Origin of the sequence: Pantoea sp. RIT-PI-b, from assembly GCF_001187905.1 — a bacterium.
Lineage (GTDB): Bacteria > Pseudomonadota > Gammaproteobacteria > Enterobacterales > Enterobacteriaceae > Pantoea > Pantoea nemavictus.
Genome location: NZ_LGIS01000020.1, coordinates 443553 through 461753 on the forward strand (window position 1 = coordinate 443553; position 18201 = coordinate 461753).

An 18201-nucleotide genomic window follows, 5' to 3' on the forward strand; every position below is an offset into this window, starting at 1 on the left:
GCGTTGCTGATTATCAGGAGCGATAATGACTTCACGAGCCAATCCGTTTTTCACCACCAGCAGTTTGCCGTATCAAACGCCACCCTTTGATCAGATTCAGGAAGACGATTTTCTGCCTGCGCTGGAAGCGGGTATTGCAGAGAAACGCCGCGAAGTGGCGGCGATTGCCAGCAATCCGGATGCGCCAAGCTTTGCCAACACCTATGAGGCGCTGGAGCGCAGTGGTCAGCTGTTAAAACGCGTCAATCTGGTGTTTGGTGCGATGACATCCGCCAATACCAGCGATCGCTTACAGGAAATCGACGAGCAGATTACGCCACAGCTCACCGCGCTGAATGATGAAATTTGCCTCAACAGCCAGCTGTTTGCCCGCCTCGATAGCGTTTATCAACAGCGCGGTTCGCAGTGTCCGGATGCCGAAGCGATGCGTCTGGTGGAAGTCACCTGGCAACATTTCCAGCTGGCGGGTGCCAGCCTGAGCGAAGCCGATAAAACCCAGCTGCGCGCCTGTAATCAGGAGCTGGCGAGCCTCAGCACCCGTTTCGGCAACAAGCTGCTGGCCGCCACCAAAGCCGGTGCCTATGTGGTGAGTGATGTGGCAGCGTTAGCCGGCCTAAGCGAGGAGGAGCTGGCGCATGCCAAAGCCGCAGCAGAAGCACGCGGTTTCGCGGGAGAATGGTTGATCGCGTTGCAAAACACCACCCAGCAACCGGCGTTGCAATCGCTGCACGTGCGCGCCACGCGTGAAGCGCTGTTCCAGCGGGCGTTGACGCGCAGTGAGCAGGGCGATGATAACGATACGCGCGACATCGTGTTACGCATGGCGCAACTGCGTGCTCAGCAGGCGAGTTTGCTCGGTTTCAAAACCTATGCCGCGTGGAGCATGCAGGACCAGATGGCGAAAACGCCGGATGCCGCGTTTGCCTTTATGCGTAACATTGTGCCTGCCGCGCGAGCGCGCGCCGAACGCGAAGCCGCTGATATCCAGCGCGCCATTGAGCAAGCGCATCACAGTTTCCCGCTGCGCGTCTGGGACTGGAATTTCTATGCCGAGCAGGTACGCAAAGATAAATACGCGCTGGATGAGAGCCAAATCCGCCCTTATTTTGAGCTGAACAACGTGCTGGAGAAGGGCGTGTTTTGGTCCGCCAGCCAGTTGTTTGGCATCCGTTTCAGCCAGCGCCACGATCTGCCGGTGTATCATCCGGACGTCAACGTTTACGAGATCTTCGATGCCGACGACACGCCGCTAGCGCTGTTCTACACCGATTTCTTCAAGCGTGATAACAAAAGCGGCGGCGCGTGGATGAGTAATTTTGTCGATCAGAGCACGCTGCTCGGCACCAAGCCGGTGATCTACAACGTCTGCAACTACACCAAGCCGCAGGCTGGCCAGCCGGCGCTGCTGAGCTGGGATGAGGTGATCACGCTGTTCCATGAATTTGGTCATGCGCTGCACGGTTTATTTGCCACGCAGCGTTATCCGAGCTTGTCCGGCACCGCCACGCCGCGCGATTTTGTTGAGTTCCCGTCGCAGATTAATGAACATTGGGCCAGCAACGAAGCGGTGTTTGCTAACTATGCGCGTCACTACCAAAGCGGCGAGGCGATGCCAGGCGAATTGCGTGACAAGATGGTGCGTGCCGCGAAATTCAACAAAGGCTACGACATGACCGAGCTGCTGGCCGCGGCGCTGCTTGATTTGCAGTGGCATTCTCTGACCACAGATGATAATCCGCAGGACGTCAGCCACTTTGAGCTGCAGGCGCTGGCCGCCGAAAACATTGCACTGGCCGCAGTGCCGCCGCGTTATCGTTCCAGCTATTTCCGTCACATCTGGGGCGGCGGCTATGCAGCAGGTTATTACGCCTATATCTGGACGCAGATGCTGGCCGACGACGGCTATCAAGCCTTTGTCGAGCGCGGCGGATTAACGCGCGAAAACGGCCAGCAGTTCCGCGAGCATATCCTGTCACGCGGCAACAGCACCGACCTGCAGCATCTGTGGCTGGCATGGCGCGGCAAAGCGCCGGAGATCGGTCCGATGCTGAAAAACCGTGGGTTAGAGGAAGCGTAACGATTCTTTGTAGGGTCGCCATTCATGGCGACCCGGTTCACCCGAACGGCCCGCCTTCAATGGTATCGATCATCCCGGCCAGCACGCGCTCGCCGGTTTCGTTTTTCAAATCCGCGTACCACGCCGCAGTCACCTCTGCATCTTTCGCATGCGTCACATCGCAGCGCTTGCGCGCCTTAAGGACCAGATCTTTGGTGCGATCCACGCGCCGCGCTTCGTAGCGCAGCAACGCATCCTCAATCCCCAGCGAATGCGACGCCAGCGTCTGCGCCAGCACCACCGCATCTTCCATTGCCGCACAGCCACCTTGCCCAATATCCGGCGTGGTGCTGTGCGCCGCATCGCCCAGCAAAGCCACACGACCTTTGACGAAACGGCTGAAGGGTTCGATATCGTGAATTTCTACCCGATTAGTGGTTTGCGGATTGAGGCTTTCAATTAAGCGCTGCACCGGTTCGGCCCAGCCGCTGAAGTAGCCTTTAAGATCGTTTTTCAGCGTCGCGCGATCTTCCGGCAGGCCTTTAGCTAGCGGGACATCAAAGAAGAAGTAGAAGCGATTATCGCTGACCGGCATCAGCGACACGCGTTTGCCTTCGCCGACAAAGGTGGTCCACTGATCGGCAGGCGCGATGGTTTCATCAATGGTTACCAGACCGTTCCAGTTCACGTAGCCGGCATAACGTCGCTCAACGCGCTCGCCGAGCACATAGTGACGAATCACCGAATGCGCACCATCGGCGGCAATCAGGAAATCGCCCTCGGCCTGGCTGCCATCATCAAACCAGGCGGTGACGCCTTGTTCGGTTTGCTCTACCTGCGTTACACGCTTGCCGAAGCTGATGCGCGAACGTCCGTAGGTATCGATTAGCATTGCCTGTAACTCAGCGCGCGCCACCGGATAGGGATATTCACCCACCTGCTGCACCAATGGCTTCATGCTGAAACGGGTGAGCGTATGACCGCTGTGCGCATCGTTATAGGCCATAAACGCCATGTTGCCGCCCAGCGCGCGCAGCGGCTCTTTCATGCCTAACGCATTGAGGCATTTGACGCCGTTTGGCCAGATGGAGATGGCTGCGCCCACTGGCTTCATCTCTTTCACCGCTTCAAACACCGCCGTGGTAAATCCCGCCTTTTCTAGCGCAATCGCAGCACTCATACCGCCAATGCCTGCGCCAATCACAATCGCTTTCATAACTGTCTCCTTTGCTATACAGAAGAGACTGCAACTTTTGTACCAAATTGGCGGATTGGCCGAACTGCGGCTATCTACTTGATTTTATATTGAAGCAGCAGCACTCAACCTAGCTATGCTGCACTACGATGGCGCGCAACAATGCACTGGATAAGGGCAATTTATGCGCGATGATGAATCAAATGTTTCAGCATGGTAATTGGCCGCGCAACAGCCATACTCTTTACACCCTTTCTGCGAGGAATCACTCATGAAATGGATCATGGTTTTCGCGTTGCTGTTCAGCACCAGCGTGCTGGCACAACCGCAATGGCAGCCGGAGCGCAAAGCACCGGTGGTGCAACTCACACCGATCGCCGCCAAGTGCGATGTTTCAGCGTGTCAGCAAAACTGCTATGTGCAGCAATCACAGTGCAAAAACGATAACAACGGCGGCTGCGGCTCGCTGGCACAAATTTGTGTACAAAACTGTTCCAGCCAGTGTCGCTAAGTGAAATAAATCTGTCATAACCGATGACTGGTCGCCATGAATGGCGTAATGCCGATCAGTTAAGCACTGAGCGACTTTCGTTCGCCATCGGCTGGGGCAGTTGCAGCCATGCCGTGCGGCGTCCGAGAGGAGGGCGCCTGGCCCGCCCCTCTCCCCGCCCCGACCCGCGCCACCCCACCCCGCCGCTACGCGGTGCCTTCACTCAATCGCGATTCCTGACGGACCGGCGGCGATTCGCTCCTGCTCAGCGCCGCCTCTCGCCGCATCCCTGCGGCTCGCCCTGGAATCCCTCACTCGCTCAGCGGGTTGGGATGCCGCCCCAACACCCACGCTGCAGCATCAATGCCTGGTCCTGAATCATCATCGCTGGAACGCCTGTCGGGTCGCCATTCATGGCGACCAGGTAACCCAAAACCTTCAGCCAGCAAAATTTCAAACCAGATGCGGTAATGACAGGCGATGGTGTTGGGCGCTATCCGCAGCGCCGAGCGCAGAGTGACGGCCAGGATGAGCCGACACGACGTCGGCGAAAGCGCGGCATGAGCCAGGGATGGCGAATCCGCGCGGTCCGTCAGGCCGGAGCGATAAGCGAGGGAACAGCGAGGACGGCGCAGGCGCGGATTGCTAAGGTCCGCGCCTTCGGACCTTAGCCCGGCCGCCGGCTTCACACATTCTGAAACTGCCATATGCATAGCGGGCGGAACCCCCGCAGAGCCAGTACGCTGCTTAACTAACGTGCATTACGCCATTTATGGCGACCCTACGAAATCCGTACCAGCAGGTAGGGTGCGCAAGTAGTTAGGCTTTAATTCGCCGGTCAAGCGTGAAGGGCGCTGAAGTGGCTTGGGCGATAAGGGCTGCAGCGGCGGGATGATCGGGATGCAAAATGGCATTGTCTTCACCGGTCAAAATGCTCGGCACCGTCAGCAGCAGAGGCAATTTACTCTCCAGATTGAGAAATGCCGCGCCAATCGCCTGTGTCTCCTCCTGCTGCTGATATTTGTGCCAGTCGCTGGGCAGTTTGCTGCTGTCCAGCGCCATAATTTCGCTCTCCGGAATCGGCACGGTAAAGATCACAAAGCGACTCTTCTCCAGCATGGCTTTGCCCGTATGCACCACCAGTTCGAGCGTGGCGAGCGCCTTTGAGCTGCTGAGGTAAACCGTTTTAATGCCGGGCGGATTCCAGCGGCCGCCCCATTTTTCTGCGCCAGCGCCGCTAAACGCCTCGCTGGCGTACTCTTCTTTCACTAAACGATAAAACAGTCGGTAGGGAGCATCCGGTTCCTTCCGTTGCGTCATTACACAATCACTCCGTGTTCCAGACGGCCAATCAGCGTTAACACCGCATCACACCCTGCGGGCGTGCTGAGCATATCCATGGGCAAGGCATCATCCAGTGCCAGTGCAGGTTGATACATCCAGTGCATTGCGGCGTCAACGTCGCCCGCAAACAATTGCAGTACAGCATCCAGAATTTCGAACACCTGATAAACCCGCGCGCCTTGCTCGACGGAGAGCTGCGAACCGGCTTTCTCGCGACGACGATAGGTATTGCGATCGATTGAAACCATTTGGGCAACGTCGAGCGGCGTCGCTTTGAGCACCGTGGCAGCGCGTTCAACAATAGCGACATCCAGGCCCTCGGTTATCAGCTGATGTGCTTTCAGCGGATTGCGTGGCAAGCCCATCTGATCCATAAAGGATTGATGGACGTGCTGGATCAGCGTCGGGTCAAAGACGCGCGCGGCATTGCCGTGATGGAAAGGGGATGCAGTTGTCATAACAACCTCCTGTGCAATGTTCATTTGAACATTTTGATAGTTCAAGTGTACAGCACTGCACAGAGGTTGTCATTTTTTGTCCACGCGTAAAAATAAACGGCGATTAATCCACAATAAATAACGTTGCGCCCTGAGTCGTTGAGGAGCGATGTGCTTCCGCATTGTCCGCAACCTGGTAACTGACGCCAGCGGTTAAGGTGAAGGTGCGTCCATCATCCAGCTCGGTCACCATTTCACCCTGCAGGCACAGCAAAATATGTCCTTTACTGCACCAGTGATCCGCCAGATACCCCGCTGAATACTCGACCATGCGCACGCGAATATCGCCGAAGCGCTGGGTACGCCACAGCGCAAAGCCCTGTTCGCCGGGATGCGTTTCCGGTGCGATGTCGTCCCAGGTGGTGATGCCAAAAGGAAGCTGATTGATTTGCATGCGGATACCCTAATGATGTTAAGGCATCCATGATTAGCAGCCAGCGGCCATATTAGCCAGTAAAATCAACTGGCTTCCTGCCACATCTCGCGCATTGCCAGCTCCAGCTTTTTAAACACCCGATAGCGCGAGTCATGGAACGCAAAACGTTCCGCACGCGGCAGCAGTTCGCCAGGATTGATCTGCACCGCCTGCTGCGCGGCTGCGGCGAGATTACGCCATGCGCCCACGCCCACCCCGGCACACAAGGCGGCGCCCAGCGCACCGGTCTCTTTGCACTCTGCCACGCGGATAGGAATGCCCAACACATCGGCAAACATCTGCGGCCAGATACAGCTGCGTGCCGCGCCGCCGGACAAAATCGCATGGGTAAACGGAATGCCGGCCGCACGCAAGCGATCGATATGCGCCCGATGCGCAAAGGTCACGCCTTCAAATAGCGCGAACAGCATATCGGCACGCGTATGCCAGCCGCCAAGACCGTAAAATCCGGCTTTTGCCGGTTCCGATTTGCGCCCGGAATAGAGGTAAGGATGATAGAGCGGCAGCTGCACATTCGGTTGCACGTGGGCCACGATATCGCTGCTGCGCGCGGCGCCCTGACCGCTGCGACCGTCGTCGAATTCACGCAGGAACCAGTCCAGATTGGCCGCGGACGTGGCGCTGGCTTCAATCGCCATATAGCGATCCGTTTCAATAATCGAATTCATAAACACCGGACGCAGATAATCAGGTTTATCCACCACCACCTGATTGATGCTCCAGGTGCCTGCCACAATCGATGCTTCGCCGCTGTTAACCACGCCCGAACCCACCGCGCTGGCCACCACATCGAAAATACCGGCCACGACCGGAATGCCGCCGGGTAAACCGGTGAGCTGAGCTGCCCGTGCGGTGACATGGCCGACCACCTCACAAGATTCACGCAGTGCGGGTAACAGAGCGAGGGCATCTTCGATGCCGTACAGCGCCAGCAGTTCACGGCTGTAACCCCGTTGGCGATAATCAATCAAACCGGCGCCGGCGGCATCCGAATAATCTGCGCTAATGGCACCACTGAGGAAGTGGGCGATAACGTCTTTGGCGCAGAGTAAATGGCCGATCTGCGCCCAGCGTTCGGGCTGATGCTGCTTGATCCAGCTGATCAAAACCGGCGTGGCCGCGGGCCAGGGTTTTTGCAGTGAAATCTGGTAAATGCGCTGGTCTGCGCCGCTGCTTTCCAGCGCCTGCACCGTTTCACTGGCGCGATGATCGATAGACTGAATACCAAACAGCGGCTGCTGCTGTTTATCCAGCGCGTACAAGCCGTTGCCGTGGCCGGCAGCGCCCACCGCGATCACATCACTCGCTGGCGTTCCTGCCTGTTGCAAACAGCGGCTCACGGCATCGCTAACACCATGCCAGATATCCGCGACCGGCCGTTCGGCGTAACCTTCCTGCGGCCGATGCGTTTCGCCAGCGCACTCGGCAACGGACAATACGCGCCCGCTGAGATCAAACAGCACCGCTTTGATCATGGTGTTTCCGGCATCAATACCGACTATCTTCATATCCGACTCCGTTCCATTCGCGAAGACGGCGCACCGCTTAAGCGCCGGTGCAGGTAAGGCTTAACCCTGCTGATAGATTTCCAGTGCGTCCGGGCCGCTGGCACCCTGATGAATAATCGCCATCAGCGCTTTCACCACGCGTGACGGATTATCGTGCTGATAAACGTTGCGGCCATACACCATGCCGCTGGCACCTTGCGCCATCAGCGCGGCGCTTTTTGCCAGCACGCCCGCCAGCTCGCCTTTGCCGCCGCCACGTACCAGCGTGGGGCAGCGCGCCGCTTCGACCACGCGATGGAAATCTTCCACGTGTTCGGTGGGATCGGCTTTGATGATATCCGCACCCAGCTCACGCGCCAGGCGCACCAGCGGCACAATCTTCTCCACATCGCCAAGGGATCCATACGCCGCGCCTTGCCCGGCGGGCGCCATTACCAGCGGTTCAATCATCAGCGGCATGCCATAGCGATCGCACGCCTGGCGCAGGCGGCCAATATTCTCGACGCACATGCGGAAAATACCCGGCTCATCGGGGATAAGATAGAGATTCACCACCACCGCAGCGGCGTCCATCTGCAGCGCGGCGAGAATCGGCTCATCGGGATTGTGCAGCACCGCCCACATTTCACGATGGCGCGCGGCGTTGTAGGCGTTGCCGACATCGGTGCGCATCACCAGCGCCGGTTTGCGCCCGGCGACGCGCTGCAGCAAATCGGCCTGGCCGTAATTCACCTGAATCGCATCCGGCTGTGCGGCGATAAGGTTATCCATCACTGCCTCGATATTCTCCAGCCCGATAAGAAAATCCGGCTCGTTGGCGATGCCATGATCGATCGCCACATCCAGACATTTGCCGTGTTGCAACAGGCGATGCATGCGCACTTTATTGGTGACTGACATGGGGTGTTTCCTCCTGAAAAACGGTGGGGTAAAGACCGGTGAGGCCGTGTAAACGCGCCAGATTGTCGCAGCCGCGTTGCAGCTGCTGCGCGCGTTCGGTGTCGCTCCAGCCTAGCGTGGTCGCCATTAACTGGGCAATTTCCTGCACCAGCAGCGCGTTGAGTTCACCGCAAATCGCCAGCGAGGTGCGGCGCACCAGCAGATCTTCCAACTGGCACACCTGCTCGTGCTCAATCAGATAGCAAAGTTCGAGGTCGCTGTACGCCGCATGATGCTGCAGCGGTTGCTCGCCGTGCTGCTGAATCAGCGCCAGCAGCGGCAGGGCGCGGCTACCGTAGCGTTTAGCCAACTGCCTGACGCGCGGCAGCGGCACGGTAAAACGCTGCGCCAGTTGAGCCAGCCACGGCGTTTGCTCTGAAGGTTGCGGGAAGTCACGGCCACCGCCAATCGGCACCTCGCCGCTGGAGAGCTGGCGCTTTTCCCCCAGCAGACGTAACACCCGATCCGCCGCTTCTTCACCGAACTGGCGGAAAGTGGTCCATTTGCCGCCCACCAGACACAGCGTGCTCCAGGCGCGATTGACGTCGGGCGGCAGCATCACTAATGAGTGATTACGCGAGATTTGGCCATTGAGTTTGGCATCGCTGGCAGGCAGCGGACGCACGCCGCAGAAGGTGTAAACAATGGCGGAATCAGGCACTTCAACCTGAGGAAAGACGAAGCGCAGCGAGTCGAGGATATAGACCTTTTCATCTTCTTCGCACACCACCGCATCAGGATCGTCAACGCGGATATCGGTTGAACCCACCAGCACCTTGCCGAACCACGGGAACATGATGCAGACCCGGCCTTCCTGATTTTCGAAGTAGACCATTTCGCCATCCAGCATATGCAGCAGCTCCGGATGATCGAGGATCAGATGCGATCCTTTGGTGCCGCCAATCAGCTTCGGCAGGTCGTCGCGAGCAGAGAGTCGTTGATTGAGCTGATCGATCCACGCGCCACCGGCATTCACCAGCACGTGCGGTTGCAGGCGAAAGCGCTCGCCGCTTAGCGCATCCTGCAACACCACGGTTTCACCCTCGGCGCTGACCAGCTGCAGATAGTTGAGCGCCAGCGCATCCGGACACGCCTTTTCGGCATCATCAATGAGCTCAAATCCCAGACGTTCCGGCGCGCTGATCCACGCATCGTAGTAACTGGCGCTGTATTTCACCCAGGGCGCGAATCCCGGCCAGCGATCGCGCGTGGCGGCTTCATTACGCACCTGATGCTTCGGCATCGAACCATACTGGCGGGTGTAGATGTCGTACAGGCTGAGCCCGGTTTTAATCAGCAATGCACCGCGCCGCGTGGGTTTATCACTGAGGCGCAGAAAGCGGCGCGTGGCGTTGATTAACCCCCCCGCGAGATTGTCGATCGGCACCGTGGTGCGCAGCGGAAAGACATAGTGCGAGGCATTTTTTAACAGGCGATCGCGCTCGGTGACCGACTCTTTCACCAGCGTGAACTCACCGGTTTCCAGATAACGCAATCCACCGTGGATCATGCGCGACAGCGCACCGCTGGCCGCCTGGCACCAGTCGCCTTTCTCCACCAGTATCGCCGGAATACCTTGCAGCGCCAGTTCACGGAAGGTACTGATGCCGTTAATGCCGCCGCCGACAATCAACACCGGCGTGGAAGACCGCTGGCGCAGGGCGCTCAGACGCTGTTCGCGCGTTTGCCTATTACTCATGGTTCGCTCCTCGGCTGATGGCCAGTTCCAGTACGCCAGCCGCAGTGGATTCATCAGTGACTATCCCTTGCAGCCATTGACCGTGCAGGGCGCAGTGAATCGGGTCGACTTTGTCACGCCCGGCCACCACGGCCATGGAAAAGGGAATGCGCTGCAGTTCGGGCAAGGTCAGTCCGACTAAACGACGATTAGCGTCAAACGGGGCGGGCTGGCCGTTGGCATCCAGCAGCCAGGCTAACAGTTCACTGCGCGCACCGCTGGTTTCGATGCTGGCCGAAGCGTGACGTGCCGCCAGGTTGAGATCGTAATAGCTGGAACTGTCGCTATGAATCGATCCTAATCCCACCACCGCCAGCGTGGCATTGCGCGCTTTATCCAGCACCTGTTCGACGGCGCTGATGCCCATCAGCATGTCGCGTTCGTCGGCAGAATCGGTAAACAGCGGGGCGTGGATCTGCCAGGCGTGCCCGCCAAGCCGCGCGGCCATTTCCGATGCCACATGATTAACATCGGTGTAGTGTTTGCCTTGCACGCAGCCCAAGGCAGGCACCACCTGCACGTCGTATTTGCGCGTCGGCTGCAGGGCGTCAACTAACGCGCTGACGCCTTTGCCACCGGTGATGGCAATCACATCACCATCCTTAAGGCGTGAAAGCAGATACTCTGCCGCCGCCGCGCCAACCATCTGCAGGCTATGGTCCTCGCTGCGCGCCACGTTGGGCGCGACCACCACCTGTTGCAGCTGGCCGAGCGCGGCCAGATCGCTCTCCAGCTGGTGCGCCGACAGCCACGGTGATTTGATGGTGATCTCCACCATACCGCTCTCTTTACCCTGACGAATCAGCCGATTGACGCTGGCCACCGACAGGCCGGTCTCCACCGCGATATCTGACTGCTTCTTACCGTCGAGGTAATACATCACCAGTACCTGGTAAATCTGACGCGCACTATGAAATGCGGGATGTTCGCTAGCAAATTCCATGGGCGATAAGTCCTTATGCAGCACGGTATTTATTCAGTAAGTGATCGATGGACACCGCCGCTAGCAGGATGAGACCTTTGATCAGCTCCTGCCAGTAAACGGAAACGTTAATTAAAATCAGCGAGCTGGTAACAATCGACAGCAGCGCCACACCCAGTACCGCGCCGAGAATCGATCCGGTGCCGCCTTTCAGGCTGGCGCCGCCAATCACCGCCGCCGCAATAACATTCAGCTCCATGCCGACACCAAAGGTGGGCGTGGCCGAGCCGAGCCGCGCCATATAGATGATGCCAGCCACACCGGCGAGCGTTGAGGTCAGTACCGTGACCCACAGTTTGATGCGATTGATATTAATGCCGGAGTAGGCGGCGGCACGTTCGTTGCTGCCGGTATAAAAGACTTTGCGAAAAAGGGTGGCTTTGCGCAGCAGGACGTCAAATAACGCAACCAGGACAAAAAACAGCACGATGACAAACGGAATGCCCCAGATCGCGCCCTGGCCGATGAATTTGAAACTCACGGGCAGAGTAAAGAGTGAGAGCGGCGTGCCCTGAGTCACAATCATGCACAGGCCACGCACAATCACCATCGCCGCCAGCGACGCGATAAAGTGGCTGAGGCCGATTTTGGTCACGGTTAATCCCATCAGCAAACCGACCAGCGCCGCCGCGCCAATGCCGCCCAGGCTTGCCAGCCAGGGATCGATGCCGCTCAGGAACAACTGTCCGGCGACCACCATCGAAAGACAAACCACCGCACCAACGGAGAGATCGATACCGCCGACAATCAGCAGAATGGTCATGCCGATGACGACGATGCCTTCAATGGAAAACGACAGCAGCATCGCCTTCATGTTGGCCCAGGTGAGAAAGTAGGGCGAGGTAAAGCTCATCACCACGAAGATCAGCGCAATGATGACAATCAATCCCACTTCGCGCTGCTTATGTATGCCGCCGAACAGCGACCAGCGGGATTTTTGCAGGGTGGGCAGGGTGGTATTCATGGTCATACGGCCTCCGCTTCGGGAATGATGCCAGCGGCGAGCCGCATCAGGTTCTGTTCTGTCATAGCTGCACCGGCCACTTCGCCGCTGATGCGCCCTTCATGAATCACGATGATGCGATCGCACAGGCCAATTAACTCAGGCAGCTCCGACGAAATCACCACCAGACCCACACCGTTAGCCGCCAGTTTGGCGAGAATGCTATAGATTTCCGCCTTGGCGCTGACATCCACACCGCGCGTTGGCTCGTCGAGAAACACAATTTCCGGTTGCACCGAGAGCACGCGCGCCAGCGCCACTTTTTGCTGATTACCGCCCGACAGCGAAGAGACCGGATCGCTCAACTTGCCGTGCTTCAGTTTCACCTGCTGTGCCAGCGCTTCAGCCTGCTGCCGCTCGCGGCGCGGACTGAGCAGCAGCCGATGATGACTCACCGCATTGATATCCAGCGCCGAGATATTCCATTCGATTGGCATCGCCAGAAACAGCCCGGCATCTTTGCGATCTTCCGATAAATAGACCATGCGCTGTGCGATGCTGGCGGCGTAATTGCGCAGCGTTACCGCTTCGCCTTTAATTCGGATTACACCGCGTTTGGTTGGCAACAAACCACAAACTCCCTGCGCGATTTCACTGCGTCCGGCGCCCATCAATCCGCCAATACCGAGAATTTCACCGGGACGCAGATCAAACTGGATATCGTGGAAGTGTTTGCCATCGCCCAGTTCGCGCACTTCCAGCAACGGCGACGCCGCACTAACCGGACGTTTATCTGGATAGAGCTGCGACAGTTCACGTCCGACCAACCGGGTAATCACCTCATCGGGCGTCATACTCTGCAGCGTCGCACTGTGTACGGTGCGGCCATCGCGCAGGATGGTGATGTGCTGGCACAGCGCAAAAATTTCCGCCATGCGATGGCTGATATACACCACCGCGATACCTTGCGCCTGCAGTTGGCGCACAATGGTAAACAGCGTCTGGGCTTCCGGTTCGGTCAGTGCGGCAGTGGGTTCATCCAGAATCAGCAGGCGGCAATCGAGCGTCAACGCTTTGGCAATCTCTACCAGTTGCTGCTGCGACAGGGAGAGCTCGCCGACCTTGCGGGTTACCGCTATCGGCGCCAGGCGGTTCATCACCTGTTGGGCCTTTTCACGCAGCGCTTTATGCGGCATCAGCACGCCACGCTGGCTAGCGGCGTGCGCCATCCAGATGTTTTCGTACACGCTGATATCCGGGCACAACGCAATTTCCTGATGCACCAAACCAATACCCAGCTGTTGCGCTTCGCGCGGCGAACGGATGGTCACCGCCTTACCCTCCAGCAATATCTCGCCGCCGTCCGGACGCAAAATGCCATCAATGATATTCATCAGCGTCGATTTACCCGCGCCGTTCTCGCCGGCCAGCGCATGAATTTCACCGGCGCGCAGGGTGAGATCCACGCCCTGTAAAGCCCGCACCGCGCCAAAGCTTTTACTGATGCCGCGCAACTCCAGTAGTGCCGTCATGATCGTCACCTTTACTCGTTGATGCCTTTGGTACCACGGCGTTTCAGATAGGCATCCCAGCGGAAATCGTCGGCATTGTCTTTTGTCACCACCGCGTAGCCGTTATCGAGGATCGGGAAGGCGAAGGGATTGGTGCCGGTGCGTTTGGCATCATTCATGGGATCGATCAGTTCAGGATGGGCGGCGAGGAAAAGCGTCATAAAGCCCATGTAACCCTGAATGCCCTGATTCGGGTTGATGGCGCCAAACACCTCGCCGCTTTTGATCATATCCAGCACCTTGGCGTTAACATCGACGGTCATCACTTTCACTTTGCCGCCATTTTCCGCGACCGCCTGAGCGGCACCAATCGCCGAACTGGCTTCCGGCATAAAGATACCCTTCAGGTTGGGATTGGCCTGCAGCATCGAGAGTACGGCGTTATAGGCCTTAGAAGGATCCTGATTGGTGGCGGCGCGCGCGACCAGTTTGCTATCCGGGAAGGCGGTTTTCATTTCATTGATAAAGGCGCTAACGCGGCGATCGTGATTATCCTGACCCGGGTTTTCCAGCACCGCAAACTCGGCGCCTTTGCCCATCGCCTTGCCGAGTTCATCAGCGGCAGCTTTCCCTTCGCGGAAGTTGTCTGAGGTGATATAAGCCACGCGTTTGCTGTTAGGCGAATCGGCGGCGAAGGTAACGACCGGAATACCCATTTCGGCGGCACGATTAATCGGCTCAATAAAGGGATCGGGATTCATTGGATGCAAGAAAATGCCGGCGGGTTTTTGCGCCAGGATCTGCTCAAAGCTGGAGAGCTGTTGGTTAACGTCATAAGCCGGCGTTCCACCGTAAACGGTTTTACAACCGAGCTGATGCGCTGCCTGTTTAAACATTTCATACACCGGGAACCAGTATTCAACACCGGTTACCATCACGTTCATGTAGTAGGTTTCGCCGGGCTTACAGCGAAATTGAGGCGCGTCATCGGCGGCGCTTACGGTGCTGGTGAAACTGCTCGCTAAGCATAAACTGGCGAGAAGTGCGGTGATTTTTTTCATGTTTTTTCCCCGGAACTGACGCTGAATGTGTATGGCTCAGCCGTGACAACAAAACGCGGAAAAACGAGCCGGGGCGAACTTGAAAATTATTTCTAATGCGTGAAATAATTTTCACAAGGTATAAAAGCTGGCGCGGGAAAGATCAATTTATGGTTAATGAATTGTTTCGTAGTTGTGATTGTGTTCACTAATCGCCCATTGCTCACGGCTTAAACCAAAACTTTCATATGAAATCGATCCAATCTTTTTAATGTGACCGTCATCGATATTTTGAGGTTGCATGATTGTTAAGTGCTGCCCATTTGTTATGAATGAAGCTTAATTAAGTTTCGAATGAAGCAGTTAAGCCAACAAATCGGAGCAGCAAATGAATACAACGTTCACTTCATTGCAACAACCTGATGATTTCAAACAAAACGTTCGCCTGATGAAAAAAGTGCTCAGAGAGCAGATCGGCGATGTAGAAGGGCTGTTTGAACAAGTCAGAGCGAAAATCGTCAGCGAAATAGCGGCAGCGCGTGCAGAAGAAGCGCAACACGGTTCAGCCTGGCCGCAGGTTAGCCAGGAAGATATCGCTGCCGGGCGTATCAGCGAACAGGTGAAGGATCATATTCGTCGGCGCGGTTGTGTGGTGGTCAAACAGACCTTCAGCCGCGATCAGGCATTGGCGTGGGATGAATCGATGCTCAAGTACCTCGATGACAACGATTTCGACAACGTCTATAAAGGCCCAGGTGATAACTTCTTCGGTAATCTTGAGGCTTCACGCCCGGAGATCTATCCGATTTACTGGAGCGAGGCGCAAATGTCAGCGCGCCAAAGTGACGCCATGGCGCAGACACAATCCTTCCTCAATCGCCTGTGGAAGTTTGAGTCGCGCGGTACACGCTGGTTCGAGCCAGACGTCAGCATTATCTATCCCGATCGCATTCGCCGCCGTTTGCCTGGCACCACCTCGAAAGGGCTCGGCGCGCATACCGATTCCGGTGCGCTGGAGCGCTGGCTGCTGCCGGCTTATCAGCAGGTGTTTAGCAAAATCTTCACCCATCAGTTTGATCAATACGATCCATGGGATGCCGCATACCGCACCGAAGTGAATGAATATCAATCTGGCACCACCACCAAATGCTCGGCATTCCGCACCTTCCAGGGCTGGACCGCGCTGTCAGATATGCAGATTGGGCAGGGCCTGTTGCATGTGGTGCCGGTGCCAGAAGCGATGGCCTATTTGCTGCTGCGTCCGCTGCTGAAGGATGTGCCGGAGGATGAGCTGTGCGGCGTTGCGCCGGGTAAAGTGCTACCGGTTTCCGCGCAGTGGCATCCTGAGTTGATTGAGGGGTTATGCTCGATTCCCGCGCTGCAAGCCGGCGATTCGGTGTGGTGGCACTGTGATGTGATCCATTCGGTTGCGCCGGTTGACGATCAGCAAGGCTGGGGCAATGTGATGTACATTCCCGCTGCGCCGCTGTGTGAGAAAAATGCCGCCTACGCCAGCAAAGTGGCCCAGGCGCTGGCCAGCGGGGCTTCGCCGGGTGATTTTCCGCAGGAGGATTATGAAACCCAGTGGCGCGATCGTTTCACGCTCGATGCACTGAATGCCAATGGGCGCCGCAGTCTGGGATTGCGCTAAATTTCTGGTAAGCTTGGCAAAAATCTTTCAGTAGCGGGTGTTATGAACGCACGTCATCAGCAAATTATCCAGTTGGTTAGTGAACGCGGCAGCGTCAGTGTCAATGAGCTGGCGCAAACCACCGGCGTTTCGGAAGTGACCGTGCGTCAGGACCTCAATCTATTGGAGAAAGGCGGCTTTCTGCGCCGCGTGCACGGTTCTGCCGTGGCGGCAGAAAGCGATGATGTGGGTGCGCGCATGCAAACTCGCTTTGCGGTGAAGAAGCGTCTGGCAGAGCACGCTGCGTCGTTGGTGAACAGCGGTGAAACGGTGTTCATTGAAGGCGGCAGCACCAATGCGTTGCTGGCACGCGAACTGAGCGATCGCAGCGATATCACCATCATCACCGTGAGCCACTACATCGCCGGATTGCTGCGTGAAAAGGGCGGCGATGTGATTATCCTCGGCGGTCTTTTTCAAAAAAGCAGCGAATCGGTGGTGGGGCCGCTGACGCGTTTATGTATTCAACATCTGAATTTCCACAAGGCGTTTATCGGCATTGATGGCTGGGATAGCGTCACCGGCTTTACCGGTCGCGACATGCTGCGCTGTGACGTGGTGAATGCCATCATGGAAAAGCCGACGCACACCATCGCGCTGACTGATTCATCGAAATTTGGTCAGATCCACCCGTTTGCGCTGGCCCCGACGCAGCCGTTTAACACGCTTATCACCGATGCCGAACTGGATGCCGCCTATCAGAAGGCGCTGCGTGCGCAGGGCGTGGCGCTGAATTTGGTTGCTTAAGGCTAATTAACCAGTGCCTGCGCCGTCATTTCATCAGTGATCAAACCGGTAACCAATCCGCTGGCCAGCACCGCGCGAATCGCTGCGACTTTGCTGGCACCGCCGGCTAGCGCCACAATCTCAGCGCGATGTGCCAGATCCAGCTCCACCGATAGGGTGCGCGCCGTCAGGCTGGTGTGGATCATCTGTCCTTTAGCATCAAAGAAATGCCCCAGTAATTCACCCACCGCGCCGGAAGAGGAGATGTCATTGATCTCGGCTTCATCAATCATACCGGCTTCCACCAGCTGAGCGGCAGGTTCCACCGTCCCGATGCCCACCAGTTTGACTTCACTCTGCGCCGCCATGGCAAACACTTCGCTTACGCCGCGCTGCGCCAGCAAAACGTCACGATCTTCCTGCGTATTGGCGAAAAAAGGGACCGGCATCATGTAGGCCTGGGCACCGGTTTTCTCGGCGATGCGATGCATCACATCATGCGGATTCAGTGCGTAGTTGCGGGTTAAACAACCGAGCAGCGAGACAAAACGCATATGCGGTGCGTCGATGCGCGGCAGCTGATGGATGGCGGCGGAAAGGGTGCGGCCATGTCCGAGACCCAGGGTGGTGGAGGGGGATGACGTAAGCAGGTTACGCAGGTAATCCGCGCCCGCCATGCCTAATGCGCGCACCGGCAAGCCCTCCTCACCGAGGTCGGGCGCGACGTGGCAGAAGTTCAAGCCGAACTGCGCGCGCAGTCGATCTTCTAACGCCACGCAGGCGACGATATCGCCATCAATCGATACTTTTACCGCGCCTTCTGCCACCATGCGCGCAATCATGCGATGGGTTTTCACCGACGGCAGGCCGAGCCGTTTCGCCACCTCAGCCTGCGTCAAACCGCCGACGTAGTGCAGCCAGGCGGCACGCAGGGCCAGAGATTCGTCGCGTTCAGTCGAGGTTGAAGCCGTTTTCATCATGTGTGCCTGTGGTTGGTTATGGTTGGGTGATGTGCGTTTTCCCCTCACCCTAACCCTCTCCCGCCAGCGGGAGAGGGAACTGTCTGCTGCGGCCTGCTCGATTGGCTCCTTCTCCCGCCAGCGGGA

General features: G+C 57.4%; 16 protein-coding genes. 4 read left to right on the forward strand and 12 right to left on the reverse strand.

What is annotated here, in order from left to right; genetic code table 11:
• The first annotated feature begins 25 nt into the window (after nucleotides 1-25).
• Nucleotides 26-2077 carry a peptidyl-dipeptidase Dcp gene (gene dcp, locus AC790_RS14700; RefSeq protein ID WP_049852254.1) on the forward strand — a complete coding sequence of 684 codons (2052 nt, stop codon included), beginning with the start codon at nucleotides 26-28 and terminating at the stop codon, nucleotides 2075-2077.
• Between the two features lie 37 nt (nucleotides 2078-2114).
• On the opposite strand, the gene hpxO is transcribed toward dcp, so the two are convergent.
• On the reverse strand, nucleotides 2115-3272 hold the full coding sequence (gene hpxO, locus AC790_RS14705; RefSeq protein WP_049852255.1) for an FAD-dependent urate hydroxylase HpxO: 1158 nt from the start codon (nucleotides 3270-3272) through the stop codon (nucleotides 2115-2117).
• A gap of 250 nt (nucleotides 3273-3522) precedes the next feature.
• Here hpxO and AC790_RS14710 point away from each other — a divergent pair, with 250 nt between their 5' ends.
• Nucleotides 3523-3762: a hypothetical protein gene (locus AC790_RS14710; RefSeq protein ID WP_049852256.1), complete on the forward strand. Its 240-nt coding sequence runs from the start codon at nucleotides 3523-3525 to the stop codon at nucleotides 3760-3762.
• A 798-nt stretch (nucleotides 3763-4560) separates the two neighbouring features.
• On the opposite strand, the gene AC790_RS14715 is transcribed toward AC790_RS14710, so the two are convergent.
• The 10 genes from AC790_RS14715 to AC790_RS14760 all read right to left on the reverse strand — a co-directional run bounded on the left by AC790_RS14715 (nucleotide 4561) and on the right by AC790_RS14760 (nucleotide 14700).
• A complete protein-coding gene (locus AC790_RS14715; protein ID WP_007888418.1) occupies nucleotides 4561-5061 on the reverse strand; it encodes an RES family NAD+ phosphorylase in 501 nt (166 codons plus the stop codon).
• The gene (locus AC790_RS14720; RefSeq protein WP_049852257.1) at nucleotides 5061-5543 is read right to left on the reverse strand and encodes an antitoxin Xre/MbcA/ParS toxin-binding domain-containing protein; all 483 of its coding nucleotides are present in this window, start codon (nucleotides 5541-5543) and stop codon (nucleotides 5061-5063) included. Before AC790_RS14720 ends, AC790_RS14715 begins: the two co-directional genes overlap by 1 nt.
• Before the next feature lie 103 nt (nucleotides 5544-5646).
• Nucleotides 5647-5976, reverse strand: a complete 330-nt coding sequence (locus tag AC790_RS14725; RefSeq protein ID WP_049852258.1) for a DHCW motif cupin fold protein — start codon at nucleotides 5974-5976, stop codon at nucleotides 5647-5649.
• A gap of 65 nt (nucleotides 5977-6041) precedes the next feature.
• Nucleotides 6042-7526 carry an FGGY-family carbohydrate kinase gene (locus AC790_RS14730; RefSeq protein ID WP_049852259.1) on the reverse strand — a complete coding sequence of 495 codons (1485 nt, stop codon included), beginning with the start codon at nucleotides 7524-7526 and terminating at the stop codon, nucleotides 6042-6044.
• A 60-nt stretch (nucleotides 7527-7586) separates the two neighbouring features.
• Nucleotides 7587-8426 carry a class I fructose-bisphosphate aldolase gene (locus tag AC790_RS14735; RefSeq protein ID WP_049852260.1) on the reverse strand — a complete coding sequence of 280 codons (840 nt, stop codon included), beginning with the start codon at nucleotides 8424-8426 and terminating at the stop codon, nucleotides 7587-7589.
• Complete coding sequence (locus AC790_RS14740) at nucleotides 8410-10164, reverse strand: glycerol-3-phosphate dehydrogenase/oxidase (RefSeq protein ID WP_049852261.1); 1755 nt, start codon at nucleotides 10162-10164, stop codon at nucleotides 8410-8412. Before AC790_RS14740 ends, AC790_RS14735 begins: the two co-directional genes overlap by 17 nt.
• Nucleotides 10157-11146, reverse strand: a complete 990-nt coding sequence (locus AC790_RS14745; protein ID WP_007888411.1) for a sugar-binding transcriptional regulator — start codon at nucleotides 11144-11146, stop codon at nucleotides 10157-10159. The genes AC790_RS14740 and AC790_RS14745 overlap by 8 nt, the downstream gene beginning before the upstream one ends.
• A 13-nt stretch (nucleotides 11147-11159) precedes the next feature.
• Nucleotides 11160-12155 carry an ABC transporter permease gene (locus AC790_RS14750; protein WP_007888410.1) on the reverse strand — a complete coding sequence of 332 codons (996 nt, stop codon included), beginning with the start codon at nucleotides 12153-12155 and terminating at the stop codon, nucleotides 11160-11162.
• Nucleotides 12152-13660 carry a sugar ABC transporter ATP-binding protein gene (locus AC790_RS14755; protein ID WP_007888409.1) on the reverse strand — a complete coding sequence of 503 codons (1509 nt, stop codon included), beginning with the start codon at nucleotides 13658-13660 and terminating at the stop codon, nucleotides 12152-12154. The genes AC790_RS14750 and AC790_RS14755 overlap by 4 nt, the downstream gene beginning before the upstream one ends.
• 11 nt (nucleotides 13661-13671) lie before the next feature.
• Nucleotides 13672-14700 (reverse strand): substrate-binding domain-containing protein, encoded by a 1029-nt coding sequence (locus tag AC790_RS14760; RefSeq protein ID WP_049852262.1) that lies wholly within the window; start codon nucleotides 14698-14700, stop codon nucleotides 13672-13674.
• 367 nt (nucleotides 14701-15067) lie between these two features.
• On the opposite strand from AC790_RS14760, the gene AC790_RS14765 reads away from it, so the two are divergent.
• Together AC790_RS14765 and AC790_RS14770 are read left to right on the forward strand one after the other, a co-directional pair.
• The gene (locus AC790_RS14765; protein ID WP_049852263.1) at nucleotides 15068-16330 is read left to right on the forward strand and encodes a YbiU family protein; all 1263 of its coding nucleotides are present in this window, start codon (nucleotides 15068-15070) and stop codon (nucleotides 16328-16330) included.
• Between the two features lie 42 nt (nucleotides 16331-16372).
• Nucleotides 16373-17116 (forward strand): DNA-binding transcriptional regulator YciT, encoded by a 744-nt coding sequence (locus AC790_RS14770; RefSeq protein ID WP_049852264.1) that lies wholly within the window; start codon nucleotides 16373-16375, stop codon nucleotides 17114-17116.
• A gap of 2 nt (nucleotides 17117-17118) precedes the next feature.
• On the opposite strand, the gene AC790_RS14775 is transcribed toward AC790_RS14770, so the two are convergent.
• Nucleotides 17119-18072, reverse strand: coding sequence for a sugar-binding transcriptional regulator (locus AC790_RS14775; RefSeq protein WP_072093430.1), 954 nt, complete (start codon nucleotides 18070-18072; stop codon nucleotides 17119-17121).
• Nucleotides 18073-18201: the final 129 nt, after the last annotated feature.